The 15,669-nt window shown below is 43.8% G+C and carries 19 protein-coding genes; 1 reads left to right on the top strand and 18 read right to left on the bottom strand.

What is annotated here, in order from left to right; translation table 11 throughout:
• Positions 1–84: 84 nt before the first annotated feature.
• The 15 genes from ACO4PX_RS03325 to ACO4PX_RS03395 all read right to left on the bottom strand — a co-directional run bounded on the left by ACO4PX_RS03325 (position 85) and on the right by ACO4PX_RS03395 (position 10,224).
• On the bottom strand, positions 85–1,788 hold the full coding sequence (locus ACO4PX_RS03325; protein ID WP_485571419.1) for a DAK2 domain-containing protein: 1,704 nt from the start codon (positions 1,786–1,788) through the stop codon (positions 85–87).
• A gap of 28 nt (positions 1,789–1,816) precedes the next feature.
• Positions 1,817–2,176, bottom strand: coding sequence for an Asp23/Gls24 family envelope stress response protein (locus ACO4PX_RS03330; RefSeq protein ID WP_040648588.1), 360 nt, complete (start codon positions 2,174–2,176; stop codon positions 1,817–1,819).
• Positions 2,177–2,395: 219 nt separating this feature from the next.
• Entirely contained in the window at positions 2,396–3,136 is a 741-nt protein-coding gene (locus ACO4PX_RS03335) for a hypothetical protein (protein ID WP_485571421.1), read from the bottom strand.
• Positions 3,137–3,838, bottom strand: a complete 702-nt coding sequence (locus tag ACO4PX_RS03340) for an ABC transporter ATP-binding protein (RefSeq protein WP_308579909.1) — start codon at positions 3,836–3,838, stop codon at positions 3,137–3,139.
• A gap of 232 nt (positions 3,839–4,070) precedes the next feature.
• Positions 4,071–4,274 carry a 50S ribosomal protein L28 gene (gene rpmB / locus ACO4PX_RS03345; RefSeq protein ID WP_040648381.1) on the bottom strand — a complete coding sequence of 68 codons (204 nt, stop codon included), beginning with the start codon at positions 4,272–4,274 and terminating at the stop codon, positions 4,071–4,073.
• Between the two features lie 133 nt (positions 4,275–4,407).
• Positions 4,408–4,926: a GerW family sporulation protein gene (locus ACO4PX_RS03350; RefSeq protein ID WP_485571423.1), complete on the bottom strand. Its 519-nt coding sequence runs from the start codon at positions 4,924–4,926 to the stop codon at positions 4,408–4,410.
• Entirely contained in the window at positions 4,913–5,335 is a 423-nt protein-coding gene (locus ACO4PX_RS03355) for a hypothetical protein (protein ID WP_485571425.1), read from the bottom strand. Before ACO4PX_RS03355 ends, ACO4PX_RS03350 begins: the two co-directional genes overlap by 14 nt.
• The gene (locus ACO4PX_RS03360; protein WP_485571427.1) at positions 5,335–5,682 is read right to left on the bottom strand and encodes a hypothetical protein; all 348 of its coding nucleotides are present in this window, start codon (positions 5,680–5,682) and stop codon (positions 5,335–5,337) included. The genes ACO4PX_RS03355 and ACO4PX_RS03360 overlap by 1 nt, the downstream gene beginning before the upstream one ends.
• On the bottom strand, positions 5,667–5,957 hold the full coding sequence (locus tag ACO4PX_RS03365; protein WP_304071331.1) for a hypothetical protein: 291 nt from the start codon (positions 5,955–5,957) through the stop codon (positions 5,667–5,669). The genes ACO4PX_RS03360 and ACO4PX_RS03365 overlap by 16 nt, the downstream gene beginning before the upstream one ends.
• A gap of 1 nt (position 5,958) precedes the next feature.
• The gene (locus tag ACO4PX_RS03370) at positions 5,959–6,480 is read right to left on the bottom strand and encodes a CinA family protein (protein ID WP_007156417.1); all 522 of its coding nucleotides are present in this window, start codon (positions 6,478–6,480) and stop codon (positions 5,959–5,961) included.
• Positions 6,480–7,022 (bottom strand): CDP-diacylglycerol--glycerol-3-phosphate 3-phosphatidyltransferase, encoded by a 543-nt coding sequence (gene pgsA, locus ACO4PX_RS03375; RefSeq protein ID WP_485564474.1) that lies wholly within the window; start codon positions 7,020–7,022, stop codon positions 6,480–6,482. Before pgsA ends, ACO4PX_RS03370 begins: the two co-directional genes overlap by 1 nt.
• Positions 7,006–8,277 carry a 30S ribosomal protein S12 methylthiotransferase RimO gene (gene rimO, locus ACO4PX_RS03380; RefSeq protein ID WP_485571429.1) on the bottom strand — a complete coding sequence of 424 codons (1,272 nt, stop codon included), beginning with the start codon at positions 8,275–8,277 and terminating at the stop codon, positions 7,006–7,008. The genes pgsA and rimO overlap by 17 nt, the downstream gene beginning before the upstream one ends.
• Positions 8,277–8,699 carry a DNA-directed RNA polymerase subunit omega gene (gene rpoZ / locus ACO4PX_RS03385; protein WP_472449703.1) on the bottom strand — a complete coding sequence of 141 codons (423 nt, stop codon included), beginning with the start codon at positions 8,697–8,699 and terminating at the stop codon, positions 8,277–8,279. Before rpoZ ends, rimO begins: the two co-directional genes overlap by 1 nt.
• Entirely contained in the window at positions 8,680–9,330 is a 651-nt protein-coding gene (gene gmk, locus ACO4PX_RS03390) for a guanylate kinase (RefSeq protein WP_472449705.1), read from the bottom strand. The genes rpoZ and gmk overlap by 20 nt, the downstream gene beginning before the upstream one ends.
• A gap of 18 nt (positions 9,331–9,348) precedes the next feature.
• A complete protein-coding gene (locus ACO4PX_RS03395; RefSeq protein ID WP_472449707.1) occupies positions 9,349–10,224 on the bottom strand; it encodes a YicC/YloC family endoribonuclease in 876 nt (291 codons plus the stop codon).
• Between the two features lie 208 nt (positions 10,225–10,432).
• Here ACO4PX_RS03395 and ACO4PX_RS03400 point away from each other — a divergent pair, with 208 nt between their 5' ends.
• Entirely contained in the window at positions 10,433–12,226 is a 1,794-nt protein-coding gene (locus ACO4PX_RS03400) for an Rqc2 family fibronectin-binding protein (RefSeq protein ID WP_485571432.1), read from the top strand.
• Positions 12,227–12,475: 249 nt separating this feature from the next.
• Here ACO4PX_RS03400 and ACO4PX_RS03405 read toward each other — a convergent pair whose 3' ends face one another.
• The 3 genes from ACO4PX_RS03405 to ACO4PX_RS03415 form a co-directional block, all read right to left on the bottom strand.
• Positions 12,476–13,216, bottom strand: a complete 741-nt coding sequence (locus ACO4PX_RS03405; RefSeq protein ID WP_485571434.1) for a YebC/PmpR family DNA-binding transcriptional regulator — start codon at positions 13,214–13,216, stop codon at positions 12,476–12,478.
• Between the two features lie 193 nt (positions 13,217–13,409).
• Positions 13,410–14,612 (bottom strand): alanine racemase, encoded by a 1,203-nt coding sequence (alr, locus tag ACO4PX_RS03410; protein WP_485571436.1) that lies wholly within the window; start codon positions 14,610–14,612, stop codon positions 13,410–13,412.
• Positions 14,613–14,735: 123 nt separating this feature from the next.
• Positions 14,736–15,669 (bottom strand): NAD(P)H-hydrate dehydratase (locus tag ACO4PX_RS03415; RefSeq protein ID WP_485571438.1); only part of this gene is annotated, 934 nt, incomplete at its 5' end.

Below are 15,669 nucleotides of genomic sequence, written 5' to 3' on the forward strand. Positions count from 1 at the left end.
TGCAAAGCTATAACGCAAAAAGCTTGGTTGCCCTGAATTAATAAGCTTGTTTAAATATCGACTACATTTCTGTAAAAACGACTCTTACTCTAGGGAAAGAAGATAATAGTACACTGCCTGTCCGCCGGCATGAACCTCCACCTCCAGATTCGGCATATACTCCAAAATCTCCTTCTCCAAGGCCTTAGCCTCTTCTTCCGTAACGCCCTCTCCATAGTAAAGACTCAGGATTTCTCCCTCTCCCATCTTCTCCAAGCCTTCCTTCATAGCCAAGGAAATGCTTTTTTCAGCGGAAAGTAATCCCTGATCTCCCAAAAACAGGATGTCTCCCTTATGGATTTCTCTTCCGTCAATGCTGGTATCTCGAACCGCATAGGTAATTTCTCCGGAAGAAACCATGGATAAGCTGTCCTCCATGCCCTCCTGATTCTCCTCCACCGTTCCCTCCGGCTGGAAGGAAATCATTGCGGAAATTCCCTGGGGAATGGTCTTACTGGGCACTACGGATACGGAACGATCCTCCAAGATATCCTTCACCTGCTGAGCAGCCAGTAAAATGTTCTTGTTATTCGGTAAAATAAAGACATGCTTGGCATGAATCTTCTCTACCGCTGCACACAAGTCCTCGGTGGAAGGGTTCATACTCTGTCCCCCGGAAACCACCTGATCCACCCCAAGGTCTAAGAAAATATCTCTCAGCCCGTCACCGGAACATACTGCCACAAAGCCGAAGTCCTTTTCCTCTGCCGATTTAGACTCCTTGGAAGTTCCTGCTTCCTTAGGCTGTTCCTCCAGCTTTTCCATGGCGGCAATACGGGAAGCATCCTCAATCAACACCTCATGATGTTCAAGACGCATATTGTCTACCTTCATTTTGGAAAGGTATCCCAGAGTAAGGCCCTTCTCAAAGGCATCTCCCGGATGATTGGTATGTACATGAACCTTAATCAAATCCTCATCGGAGAAACAAACGATAGAATCACCGATACCGGAAAGGTAGTCTCTAAGCTTCTCCACCTCTTCATCAGAGAAGGGGTGGTCACCATTAACCATAAATTCCGTACAATACCCGAAACGAATGTCCGCAGTGGAAATCTCTCCTCTGCTCTTTCTCTCTCCCGTTAATGCGGAAACGCCGGAATCTTCCTTAAATTCCAAATCCAGTTCAATCTTTTCGCCCTTTAAGGAACGTAAAGCCCCTTCCAGTACACACATTAAACCGGCTCCACCGGAATCCACCACTCCTGCCTCTTTCAAAACAGGAAGCATTTCCGGAGTTTTCTTTAAAACCTCATCTCCGTAGGCCACTACCTTTTCCAAAAGAGGCAAAATATCCTCTTCTGTTAAAGACAGCTCCATAATCTTATCCGCCATCCCCTTGGCAACGGTTAAAATGGTTCCTTCCTTCGGCTTCATTACCGCCTTATAGGCTGTTTCCACAGCTCTTTGGAAGGCCTTCGCCAAAACAATGCTGTCAGCTTCCTTTACTTCCAATAATTCCTTCGTAAATCCACGAATCAACTGAGAAAGGATAACGCCGGAGTTTCCTCTGGCTCCACGAAGAGATCCGCTGGACATCGCCTTACAAATCTCCTTTAAGCTTCCTCCCTCAATCTTTGCCACTTCCTTTGCTGCGGAAAGGATTGTCATGGTCATATTGGTTCCTGTATCTCCGTCCGGAACCGGGAAGACATTTAACTCATTAATCAAATCCTTCTTTGCATTCAGCTGATTTGCCCCGGCTAAGAAAGCCTTCTGCAAATCCCTTGCACTTAGTACTTTACCCACAGGTAAATTCCTCCTATTTCTTTGAAACTTAATCGATTACCCGAACCCCTTCTACATATACATTGATTCGTTTAACTTTCATTCCTGTAAACTGTGAAATTCTGTATCTTACACTTTCCATCAGGTTTTCAGCCACAGCCTGAATGCTCACGCCATAAGCCACAATCACATGGAAGTCCAGACTGATTTCATTTCCCTGGATTTCCACAGAAATGCCCTTGTGATAGCTTTCCTGCTTCAAAAGCTTTGCCAGTCCCTTTCCGGAAATGGGAACTGCAGCCATTCCAACAATACCAAAGCAAGAAACTGCTGCATTTCCTGCGTAGCTTGCAACGACTTCTTCGGAGATTTGTACCTCACCGTAATGAGAGGAGATTTTTCCTTTCATTGTCTTTCCTCCAATCCCTATCTTCTGTCTATTCTTAGTCATTATATTTTTTCCCTTAAGCAAATGCTCCTATGCCCTAAGAACAAGCTTGCTGTAATGAGAATTTTGTATAGTATACTCCATTTCCCTTATTCTGAAAAGGAAATCTATTGTTGTTCAGGATGAATGATATGTCTCTTTTCTTTTTGATCTACTGACAGAATCTTCCCTATTCCCCTTTTAAAAATTCCTTTGCTTCTCTAAAAGATAAGAAGATAGTGCAAAAAATCCGGCAGATAAGGCTACAATCATCCCGTAAAAAATCGGATCTTTGTACTCCCAGGATATTGTGGAGGCAAGCTCCGGCAAAGCGCTGAACAGATATAAAAAGAGGCAAAAGAAGGCAATAATGCTGACTACCAAGGCCAATGCCTTTCCTTTAAACATACTGGCCTGTACCGTAACACATAAAATTGCCATAGTGGAAAGAAAAACCCAAAAAGCCGCTGCAGTGGCAAGGAAACGAATCACATAAAGACTTAACTCTCCAAAACCCTTTCCGCTCAAAACTAGATTCCAAAACATTTCAAAAAAATCCTTATAGGTATCCATATCAATGCCAAAGTAAGCTACATTAAAACTAAAAATCAGTACAATTACTACTCCTGCCAAAAAAGTACTGACCAAGCTTTCAACAATCTTTGCTAAGAGGAAGTAGGCACTGTGTTTTGGCAGCATAAAAAGCAAATAGCCCTGGGTAGTATTTAGATCCTTGCTTAGACTGGCCATGCTGGATAAGCCCAGAATGAAAATCACCAGAAAACTGAAGAAAATCAGCAAACCTGCACCAAGACCGGCCACAACGAAATTATCCGTTGCCGTCCCCAGCATCACAAAGGCCTGGGAGATAAAAAGGGCAAAGCCGCAAAGAATCTTCATAAAGGCGGTTTTTTTCATTTCATATTGTATTAATGTCAGCATTTAGCCCTCCTTCTTTTTTCCCAAAAGACTTCTGTAACGTTCTGTAAGATTCTGTCCCTTATTTTCCTGCATCCTCTCAAGCTGTTCTACGGAAAGAATTCTTCCCTGATGGAAGAAAATGGCAAATTGAATATAGTCCTCCACCTCTTCCACCAAGTGGCTGGAAAGAAGGATGGTACTGTTCTCTCGCTTCTTTTCTAAAATCATCTTTTCGATTTCTTCTCTGGCCAGAAGATCCACTCCGTTAAAGGGCTCATCCAAAAGCACCAGCTTCGCATTTCGGGCAAGGGTTGCCGCAATTCTTGCCTTCTTATCCATACCTGTGGATAAGGCCTTAAAGGGAAGCTTTAGGGAAATATCCATCTCCTCCAGCATTCTCTTGTACTCTTCCTCCTGAAAATCCGGAAAAAAGCTTTTATGATATTTTCCGTAGTCTCCCACTGTCATAAAGGGATAGGCCTGACTCTCTGTAGGCAGATAGGCAATGTCTTTTCTACTTTGAATGCTTAAAGGCTTTCCTTCAAACAATACTTCTCCACTGCTCTGCTTGGTTAAATCCCCAAGAATCTTCATGAAGGTAGTTTTTCCGGAACCGTTTGGCCCCAAAAGAGCATAAATATTTCCCGGATAAATATGTAAGGTGGCATCCCTAAGAGCAACCTTGGATCCGTATTTTTTCGTTAAATTTTTGCATTGAACCATAGCTTTCTCCTTTAAAGTATTTCGATTCTCTTTCTTTTTACCCTATAAGTAGTAGGGAATCTTAGGGATAAAACATAATTCTTTCTTAAGTATTTAAAAAATATTGCATTTTAAGAGAAGCTAGAGAAAGTGATTGCTCCATAATCTTTCCAATCTTCCTTGCAAGACAAATGCACTTTTGAATTTTAGGCATAAAAAAAGATATTGCTTTCACAATACCTTTTCTAAAATCTTATTCAGCTACGCCGGATACAGCACGTTCTACTTTTCCGGAACGTAGGCAGGAAGTACATACGTACATCTTCTTTGTACCGCCATCTACCTTAACTCTAACCGATTTCACATTTGCTTTCCACATCTTATTAGATCTTCTATGTGAATGGCTTACCTGATTGCCGAAATGCACTGCCTTCTCACAAATAGCACACTTAGCCATGATTGCACCTCCCTCTTTTAAAAGTTCCACCGCAAAACAGCGACTAAAATATAATAGCAAAAAGAATAGTTTCTTGCAAGGGCTTTCTTACTTTTTTCCAAAAACTAATGGAAGTTATCCTTTATTCACCCTTTTACTCTGTCAAATCAATATCCACCAGATCGATTTCTTCGATATCTTCATCCTCCGGCAAATCTATCACTGTAGCAGAACTCTCCTTGGAAAGCTTCTCCTTGGCTTTTGTGTCTGTTTTCCGCTTTAAACTTTCCAGATTTTCTTCCGCCAAATCTTCCGCAGACTTTGTTACCCGACTTCCTCCGGTAATCTTATCAATCGCCTCGGGAATCATATCAATAATCTTGGAAAAAGCATCCTCGTTCTTCACACGAATGAGCTTTGTTCTGCCATCTTGAATAATCAGCATAGCCGCAGGAGTGATTTTGGAGCTCATGGCTCCCGCTCCTCCATCCCCCTTTTTCTGATTCTCCTTCATAAAGGCACCGCTGGCCATTCCGCAGCTTACTTCCATCAGAGGAATCAGGGTAGTGTTTCCCACAACAATGGGCTCTCCCACCACGGTTTTCGACTGGACAAAACCATCCAAGCCTTGAAACAGGGCGTTCAGTAATTCTTGTGTATTATGATTTGCCATCATTTCCTCCCTTAAAAAGCAATTCTCGGAACTTCCTGTTCCGAAGAAGACGAACAGCCACGATAACGATATGGATCAAACGAAACTTTCCCTTTGCCTTAAGCTCTCCGTAGTAATAGGAGTCATCAAATTCCGGATAAACATGCAGGGAATCTCCGAGGAATGGGGATAAAATTGCTATTCCCTGCAAAACCTGTCCCAAAATGTAGGGATCCTCCATGGAAAGATAAAGCTCCCCCTTCCAATTTCTGATTCTGGCATGATGAAGAAGATAGAGAATCTGACGAAAAACAAGGACAAGCATTTCCTTTGTTTCTTCCTGGGTAAGCATCCGGATTTTCTTTTTTATTTCCTTCCCTTTCCGTATGGTCTTCTTAGGGATGGAAAGGATTTTCTCCATAGCCTTCATCAATTTTCTTCCTCTTCGAGTTCTGCTTCTTGTCCCGAACCTTCTACATTTCGAGAAGCGTCTTCGTTCTTTTCAGAATTCTCTTCCTTGTCGCTCTCAAAAAGAGTAAAAAACAAAAACTTTCCCTTATATTCTAATTTTCCCTCTTGAAAGCTTCCGGAAATTTTTAAACCGGGATAAGTAATTTTCCCTCTTCCCCTTGGTAATTTCTCCTCTCTTTCCTTCTCCCCGAAGATTTCATAACGAAAGGGAAGAAGCAAGAGCAGAAGAAGCAAGAAAAGAAGGAGCAAAAATAGGATAAGAATAATCAGCAATATCCATTTTAGAATCCCTAAGACAAGGAGCATTTCCTTTCTTCCTCCAATGCTTGCCGGGTCATCCCGGACACCAGCAACAGGGCATCTTTATAGCCATAAGCCACCCCAAGGATTTCTTCCTCTTTCCTGGGAAATGTGGGCAAGGACCAATGGGGAGCCCCATAAAATTCATATAGGTTATTTCCCAAGCCGGAGTAGATTAAATAGCACATGGGAACCGTATGTCCCTCTCTTAAATTCTCCATCAAATAGGGAATGTAGTTCTTGGCTCTTTCACCAAACTGTAAAGATTTTGAAAAACGCATATTAAGTCATTTTTTCCAAAAGATAGTTTCTTACCATCACCAATGCGGTGTTACAGCATTGTTCCCGGATTTCTTTTCGAGTTCCCGTAAAATGATACTCTTCTACCTTTGTCTTTCCTCCGGCACAAACCGCAATGTAAACCAAACCGATTTCTTTATCCTCCAAGGCAGTAGGACCTGCATTGCCGGTTACGGCAACCGCCAAATCCGCCTCGGATTCCATCATAGCCCCAATAGCCATTTCCTTTGCTACAGAGGAGGAAACTGCTCCTTCCTTTCGTAATAACTCCTTCTTAACGGAAAGCAACTTCCTTTTTGCTTTGTTGGAATAACTGACATAGCCAACCTTAAAACACTCGGAAGCTCCCTCTACGGAAGTAATAGCGGCGGAAATCATGCCGCCTGTTATACTTTCGGCGGTGGTGATGGTTTTCTTTAAACCTTTCAGTAGAGAAACCACCTGTTCTTCAATGGGCGCCTCACTATTATACACTAAAACCTTCTTTTCTTTTTTATCTCCCATTAAAAGCCTCCCTCTGAAATCACCCTGTGATTTTTATATACATAGTCCACCAAGGAAAGAATGGTGAGCACTAAAGATAAAACAATAAAAATCCGATTTACAAAAGCCAAAGCAGGAATCTGTAAAAGAAGCAGAATAATCATAACCATTTGACTGGCTGTTTTCGCTTTTCCAAAGATGGATGCGGCAATAACGATATTATGATCTGCCGCAACCAATCGAAAACCGGAAATCACAAACTCTCTTCCAATTAAAATGACCACATACCAAGCCGGCAGCTCTCCCAGGGGAATCAAGCAAATTAAGGCAGAGCATACCAGAAGCTTGTCCGCCAAAGGATCCATGAATTTTCCAAAATTGGTTACCAAATGATTCTTTCTGGCCAGATAGCCATCTAAAAAATCCGTAAAGGAGGCAAAGCAGAAAATTCCCAAACCGATATAGCGGTAAAGAAGATTGTTTCCACCCTCTAAAAGGATAAAAAACACAAAGAAAGGAACCAGAATTCCTCGTAACAGCGTTAATTTATTCGGCAGATTCACACCATTCTCCTATCAAATCATAGCCTTCCGTATCTACTACCTTCGCATATAGGAAGCTTCCCACTTCCTTTTTCTCTCCGAAAACATAGAGATAGCTGTCCACATCCGGAGCATCCATATAGGAACGGCAAAGCACTCTTTGTTCCTCCTCATCATAGCCGCAAACCAAAACCTTCAGCTTTCTTCCTTTCTGCTCCTCCGCCTTGCGGAAAGCAATGTTCTGCTGCAGCTCCATAATCTGAGAAAGTCTTTGATTTTTCAGCTTTTCCGGAATCTGATCCTCCATCTCCGCAGCCTTGGTTCCCTCTTCCTGAGAATATGGGAAGGCTCCCAGACGATCAAAACGCATTTCCGAAATAAAGTCCAAAACCTCTTGGAAATCCTCTTCCGTCTCTCCCGGAAAGCCGGTAATAATCGTGGTACGCAAGGCAATATCCGGCATTTCCTTTCTTAAAAGAGCGATCTTTTCTTTCAGCTCTTCCTTTCTGGTTCTACGGTTCATCCTCTTTAAAATCCTGTCGGAAGCATGCTGTATAGGAAGATCCAGATAATGACATACCTTCGGATTTCTCTTCATTTCCTGAATCAGCTCCGGTTCTATTTCCTCCGGATAGCAGTACAAAATCCGAATCCACTGAAGATTCGGAATCTCGGAAAGCTCCGCCAAAAGTTCAGCTAAAGCCTTCTTTTTATAAAGATCCGTACCGTAAAGAGTGGTCTCCTGGGCAACCAAAATCAGCTCCCCGGCCCCTTCCGAAACCAAAGCTCTTGCTTCTTCCAAGACCAGCTCTTTGGGAATGGAACGATAATGGCCGCGAAGCCTTGGAATAATGCAGTAGCTGCAATATTTATCGCAGCCCTCCGCAATTTTTAAGTAGCGACTGTACTTCTCTCCGCTTTCTACCCTGGCCATCTGATGGTCCAGTCTCTTCACATAATCCTTTACGGAAGTAATTTCATCAATCTCCGGAAGCTCTTTCCGAATCTCATCCTTGTAGCGCTCCACAAGACAACCTGCCACAATAAGCTTCTCCAGCTTTCCCGTTTCCTTGTATTGCGCCAAATCCAGAATACACTGAATACTTTCTTCCTTGGCAGGACCGATAAAGGAGCAGGTATTCACAATGGCAATCTCCGCCTCACTTGGCTCATCGGTAACGGAGGAACCGGGATATTTCTCTAACAGCTCAAAAAGCAGCTTCTCCGCGTCTACTCTATTTTTATCACAGCCTAAGCTCTCCAGATAAAGCTTCATTAGGCCTCACTATCAGACTGATAATCGTCTTCTCCGAAGTCTTCCTCTTCCTCATCCATTTCGGAGTAGTCTTCCTCTTCGTCCTTTTCTTCCGGATCTTCCTCTACATCCTCATCATCGTCTAAATCATCATCGATGGCATAACGAGAGTACTCTTCCTTCTCCGGAATAATAATAGGCTCATCCTCATAATCCAAGCCCTTTTCCACGTTGACAAGGTTACGGGAAATCTCTTCAATCGCCATGGAAAGAGGCTTCTTTCCCTCTTCTCCCTTAATCAAAGGCTCCTCTCCGTCAATCAGCTGTCTGGCTCTCTTCGCACTGGCAATTACTACGGAATAGCGAGACTGTACTTCCAATTCCCCCTCTTCTCTATTGCGGTTCATAGATTCTATTAAATCATTATACGTTGGACGTAGCATCTTCTATCCTCCTTAAGTCCTTTCTGATTTCTTCAATCAGATCCAAATGTACCTCTGCCCGATCATGAGAGGCACGGATTAAATTATGCAGTTTTTCCGTGCATGTGTCAATATCTGCATTCACAAGAATATAGTCATAGGCCTCCACGCCTTCCGCCTCTACAATAGCACGACTTAAGCGTTTATTAACCGTTTCCTCATCCTCGGTGTTTCTGCCGATCAATCTGGCTCTAAGCTCCTCTGCGGAAGGCGGTGCCATAAAAATCAAAAGGCTGTCGGGGAACTTTTTCTTAATCTTCAAGGCGCCCTGAATCTCTATCTCCAGAATGACATCCTTTCCTTCATTGAGGCAATCCTCCACAAACTTTCTGGGGGTTCCATAATAATTGTCCACATACTTGGCGTATTCCACCAGCTCATCCCGGTCAATCATCTCTTCAAAGCGATCCTTGCTGACGAAGAAGTAGGATTTTCCCTCTTCCTCTCCCGGCCTTGGCGCTCTTGTTGTTGCGGAAATGGACAGGGCATAGTTGTCATACTTTTGGGTCAGATTCTTCATAATCGTTCCCTTCCCTGCTCCGGAGAACCCGGAAACCACCACCAAAATTCCCTTTTCTTTATGCTTTTCCATTCTTATTTCCTGCTTCCCTTATTCTATATTCTGTACCTGCTCTCGAATCTTTTCGATATGATTTTTCAGTTTTAAAGCCTTCTCGGATACGGATAAATCATTGGCCTTGGACAAAATGGTATTGCTTTCCCGATTCATCTCCTGCAAAAGGAAATCCAGATCTCTTCCTATTGGATTCTCTTCCTCTAAAAGCTTCGCCATTCTTTGGATATGACTTTGCAGTCTTGTGATTTCCTCATCCGTGCTCACCTTATCGGCAAAAATCGCCACTTCCTGCAAAATTCTTCCTTCCTCCACCTCTCTTCCGGAGAGAAGCTCCTCCATCTTCTTCCGAAGACGCTCCCCGTAGGCTCTTTGAATATCCCCTTCTTTTCCTTTAATAAACTCAATGCCTTCCTGCATTTCCGAAAGCTTTAAAAGAATATCCCTTTTTAAATTGCTTCCTTCCTTCTCCCTGGCCTTTTGAAACTCTGTCATTGCCAGCTCCATAGCCAGGAAAAGAGCTTCCTCCCGATCTTCTTCCTCTCCTTCCACAATCTGAGCCACTTCCGGGAAGAACACCAGCTCCTTGGCATCCAGTTTATAAGGAAGAGAATATTTTTCGGCTACTTTTTTAATGCTTTCCACATAGGCATCCAATAAATCTTCCCTAAGGACAAGCTTCTTCTTTTTTTCCGTGCTGTCCTCCAGGGAAACAAAGATTTCTACCTTTCCTCTGGAAATTCTTTCCTTCACCCATTCTCTACACTTCATTTCCAGATGCTGCATAGTCCGGGGCAGGCGCATGGACAGGTCTAAAAAACGGGAATTAACCGACTTGATTTCCACTGTGATACCGGAGCAATCCTTCTCTCCCACGCAGCGGCCGAATCCTGTCATACTTTTGATACTCATAAAGCCCCCTCTCTTGCATTTTTCATGCCTTTACTTTATCCTCTTTGTAGCTTTTCCTACAAAAACAAAGGAAAAGCCATAGCCGGAAAGGATAAAGAACTTTCCTTTTGGCAATTCTATTTACACATAAACCACCAAACTTACAGGCCGGTATTCCAGTATGATAGCAAGGTGGATTTACTATTTCAAGTGGAAAAGGACGGTTTTCATGGCATTTGACGGATTGTATCTTGCAGCGTGCATTGCGGAATTTCAGGAGCGTATTTTAGGCGGAAAGATTTCCAAAATTATCCAAAGTGAAAAGGATGAGTTACAGCTTTTTATTAAGAAGGAAAAGAACACGGAGATTCTCCACCTCTCTGCCAACCCCTCCTTCCCCCTTCTATATTTGGCAAATGAAGGAAAAACCGCGCCGATCACCGCCCCCAGCTTTTGTATGTCCCTTCGGAAGCATATCGGAAACGGCATCATTCAAAGCATTCGACAGGCTTCTCTAAAGCTTACGGAGGAAGGGCTGGAGCGAGTGCTCTTTTTGGATATTTCCCATAGAGATGAGCTGGGGGATGTAGGCATTAAGCATTTGGCTGTAGAAATCATGGGGAAGTATTCCAACATCATTTTACTGAAAGAGGATTATACGATTTTAGATGCCATAAAGAGAATTTCCCTGAGCCAGTCCTCTGTAAGAGAAGTGCTTCCCGGAAGGGAATATTTCATTCCGGATGCCTTCCATAAGGAAAATATTTTATCCTTTCCTATTGAGGAACTGGATACTCTCTTGGAGAAAGATTCCCTCCCCTTATGGGAAACTCTCTTCCAAAGCTTTTCCGGACTTAGCCCTTTGTTGGCAAGAGAGCTTTGTCTTGATGCCGGTCTCCCTATCGATAAAATCTCCAATACCTTATCTTCGGAGGAAGGGATGCAAGTTAAGGAAGCCATTTTGGCCTTTCGGAAAACGATTCAGGAAAAGGATTTTCATCCGGTCATTTTGTATGAAGGGGAAAAGGCCTTTGATTTTTCCGCTCTCCCCGTCCAACAATACAAGGGTAATCCGGCATTTTCCGAAGAATACATTGCTTCCCCCTCTGCCCTCCTCCTTCAATACTACGGAAATAAGGAAAGGGACGACAGAGTCCGGCAAAAATCCACAGACTTAAAGAAGCAATGCCATACCCTCTTGGAGCGCTGTAATAAAAAGCTGGCATTACAGGAAAAGCAGTTAAAGGACACGGAGAAAAAGGATAAATTCAGAATCTACGGAGAACTCTTAACCACCTACGGCTATAGCCTTACAGGAGGCGAGAAAGAGCTCCAGTGCGAAAATTACTACACGGGAAAGGAAGAAAAAATCCCCTTGGATCCTACTCTTTCTCCTATGGAAAATGCCAAGAAGTATTTTGAAAAATATGATAAGGCCAAGAGGACGGAGCAGAATCTTTTAGAGCAGGTAGCGGAAAGCAAAAAAACGCTCTACCACCTCCAGTCCATTATGAACAGTATTCAGCTTGCGGAAAGTGCAGGGGATCTGGATGCCATAAGGGCAGAAATGGGAGACTTCGGCTTTATCAAAAAAGTCAGCGGAAAGAAGAAAAAACAGCGAAAGGAAGACCAGTCCAAGCCGAGACTTTTCCGTTCTTCAGACGGCTATCTTCTCTATGTGGGAAAAAATAACCAGCAAAATGAAATTCTCAGCTTCCAGATTGCAGAGGGAAAAGACTTTTGGTTCCATGGAAAAAATATTCCCGGCTCCCATGTGATTGCTAAAACAGAGGGAAAGGATTTGGAAGAGCTTCCCGATCGACTCTTTGAAGAAGCCGCAGAGCTGGCCGCCTACTTCTCTTCGGAAGGCAGCAGCCAAAAGGTGGAGGTGGATTATACCCAGAAGAAGAACCTAAAGAAGGTTCCCGGAGCCGCCCCCGGCTTTGTGATTTATCATCAGAACTATTCCATTCTGGTAAGCCCAAAACTGAAATTAGAAGAGATTAAAGACTTCCCCTGGTAAAGTGTAGAGGAAGAAAAAGAGAAGATGAATTTTAAGCATTTCATAACAGTATAGGTCTGGAATTGGGGCACGCTCCCGCTAAAACCTCGCCCTGCAGCGGATACTAAGCGAAAAACTTCAGTTCCTTCGTTTTTCGCAAGTACCGGCGGGCTCAGATTGCCCCCATTCCAGACCTATTCTGTATGAAATAGAAATTTGTTTCCAGCTCTATATTCTCTTTTTCTTCTGCCCTTTGCCAGAAAGTCAGACCTATTCTTCTTCCCAATTCGTATAGACATTCTGTACATCATCGGATGCGTCCAAAAGATCCAGAGTCTTTCTTAAATTCTTCACCGCTTCTTCGTCGGTTACGGAAACGGTATTTCCCGGAATCATAACCACGTCGGCTTCCGCCATAGGCAGGTTCTCCTGCTCCAGCTTTTCTCGTACGGAGGAAAACTCGGTGGGGTCAGTGAGAATCTCATAGTAATCATCTCTTTCCAGTAAATCCTCGGCACCGGCCATAATCGCCATATCCATCAAGGCTTCCGCATCGTGGCCTAAGTCTTCCATTTCTTCCTTATCCAGAATAATCTGTCCCTTTTCCTCAAAAAGGAAGGATACGGAGCCCTGGCTTCCCAGGCTTCCCTTTCCCTTTGTGAAGGCGGAACGAACATCCGCTGCAGAACGGTTCTTATTGTCGGTCAATACCTTAACAATAATGGCTACACCGTTTACCCCATAGCCCTCGTACTGCAACTCTTCAAAGTTTACCGTGTCCAGAGCACCTGCTGCACGCTTAATACCGTTCTGAATGGTATCGTTGGGCATATTGTTAGCCTTTGCCTTGGCAATAACGTCCTTTAGCTTGGAGTTGCTGGCAGGATCCGTTCCTCCCTGCTTTACGGCTAAGGCGATTTCATGACCGATAATGGTAAAAATCTTTCCCTTTGCGGCATCATTTTTCTCTTTCTTTGCTTTAATGTTTGAGTATTTTGAATGTCCTGACATGCTTATCTCCTACTTTCTATAATATTTTTCTATATTATCCAGTCTTCCCCTTCTATGCAAGTTTTTTTCCAAAAAACAAGTCGTTCCACAAAGCGAGCCACTTCTTTGCCTCGGGGTCTCTGAATTTTTTTAGAACATTTTGTTCCGGTTATGACTCCATCCGCATAGTAGCTTAATAGGCTTATTTCCGGATTTAGCCTTCTTCCTCCTGATACTCCTCGATATGCAAGGAAGACAGGGGATCATAGGTTCCCACCCATTTTCCCTTCATTTTGTAAACTCTCGGCACTCGATTTCCCAGGTTGCAGAGGAATTCATAGGAAAAAACGCCCCATTCCTCCCAATCATAAAGAGAAATCTCTTCCTCTCCCTCCTGTCCCAGAAGAGTGACTTCCTGAAAGATTTCCGCCTCTGTATGGCTCACATCAACCATAAACTGATCCATACAAACTCTGCCAAGAATGGGGCATGGTTTTCCTCCCACCAAGACCTTTGCTTTATTGGAAAGGACTCTCGGATAACCGTCTCCGTATCCCACCGGAACCGTTGCCACCTGCATGGGTTCCTTTACGATAAAGCTAGCGCCGTAGGAAATGGCTTCTCCTGCCGGAACTTCTTTAATATGACTGATTTTGGCCTTCCAGGAGAGAACCTGTTTCAAGGATAGCTTTCTTTGCATGTCCTTGGAGGGATAAAGCCCATACATCGCAATGCCGTCCCGCACCATATCGTACTGCACTCCCCGTCCCTCTAAAATTCCCGCAGAGTTGGAAAGGTGACAGAGGGGAAGCTTGATTCCTCTCTCCTCTAAAGCCTTAAGATAGTCCGCAAAACGCCTTTCCTGCATCTCCGTATAAGACTTATCCCTTTCGTCACAGCAAGCAAAATGAGAAAAAATACCGCAGATTTCAATTCCGCTCAAAGAGAAAAGCTCCAGTCCCAATTCTACAGCGTCCTCTTTCTCTACCTGAATGCCGATTCTTCCCATTCCGGTGTCCAAAGCCAAATGGCAGGGTAGGCTCTTCCCTTCCTTCTTGGCAATAGTGGAGAGCGCTTCTCCCTGCTCCCTGGTGAACAGAGAGGGCATAATGTCATAGTGCCAAAGACTTCTGTACTGCCCCTTGGGAACCACCCCCAAAATCAATATGGGTGTGGTGATTCCGCCCTTTCGTAATATAATTCCTTCTTCAATGGTGGCTACCCCAAAGAGAGAACATTCCTCCTCTACAGCTCTGGCCACCTCCACGATTCCATGGCCATAGGCATCCATTTTCACTACGGCGCAAAACTGCATCCCCTCCCGAAGATGGGATTTCACTGCTTTGATATTATCCTGTAAATAACTTAACTCCACTACCGCATAGGTTCTGCCATAGCTTTCTCTTCCCAAACACATTTCTTCGCTTACCTTCTTTTACCGTCTTCTTTGATCTGTCTTCTTTGATCTGTCTTCTTTAATTCGTTTTAGCTTGACAGATTCCCTGATTTACTCTTTGGCAAATGTCTTAGCTTTTTAGCCTTAGTCTATCGAACATCCCTGCTCTTCCAAAAGTTCCAGAGCCTTCCCCATGGCATTGGCAATGTTTCCGGCCAGGACGCCGTGCTCACCCCATTCCTTGGCGGCCAGTTCTCCTGATAAAATCTGCGCCTCACAAGACAAAATAGCCGCTATACAGCCTTGCCGGATTTGCTTTGCGGTCTTATCTTCTTTTTCTTTATCGGAATTCTTTAAAGGCATCATCTCCTGAGACAAACCGACTTTCTCTTTTCGCTTAGATTCTTCCTCTAAAATCAGATAAATCCCGGCCAAACTTCCGGCAAACACATCCCCGGAGCCTCCCTTACTTAGGGCGGCACAGCTTTTCTTCCTGTGATAAACCAGTTCCCCCTCCGGAGAAATCACCATGGTATCGTGAGACTTTAACAGCAAGATACAATGGTACTCTTTTCCAAAGGATTTTGCAATTTTTCCTCCTTGATTTTCGATTTCTGTAAGGCTTTTTCCCGAAAGTCTGGAAAACTCCATAAGATGAGGAGTTAGAAATAAAAGAGACTTCCTTCCATAGGCTTTTGCCAAAGCTTGTAAGGCGGAATCCCTTGAAAGAAGATTAAGCCCGTCCGCATCAATCAGCAAAGGGACTCTTCCCTTTTCCAAAACTAAGCGCAATAGCTCTTTTGCCTCTTCCCCTGTACCCATTCCCGGACCAAAGAGCAGAAAATCCGCCCATTCTATTGCATTTTCCACTTCTTTAAAATGCTCCTTCTCCTTCGAAAAAGAAAGAATAATAGCCTCCGGAATCAAGGTCTGTAAAATCCCCAAATTTTCCTTTGCACTACAGAGCTTCACAAGCCCAGTACCGGATCGATAAGCGGATAAAGCCGCAAAATAAGCCGCTCCGGCCATTCCCTCCGCTCCTGCAAGAATCAGACATTTTCCATAGGAGCCCTTATGA

It is taken from the genome of Oribacterium sp. (genome assembly GCF_057249185.1).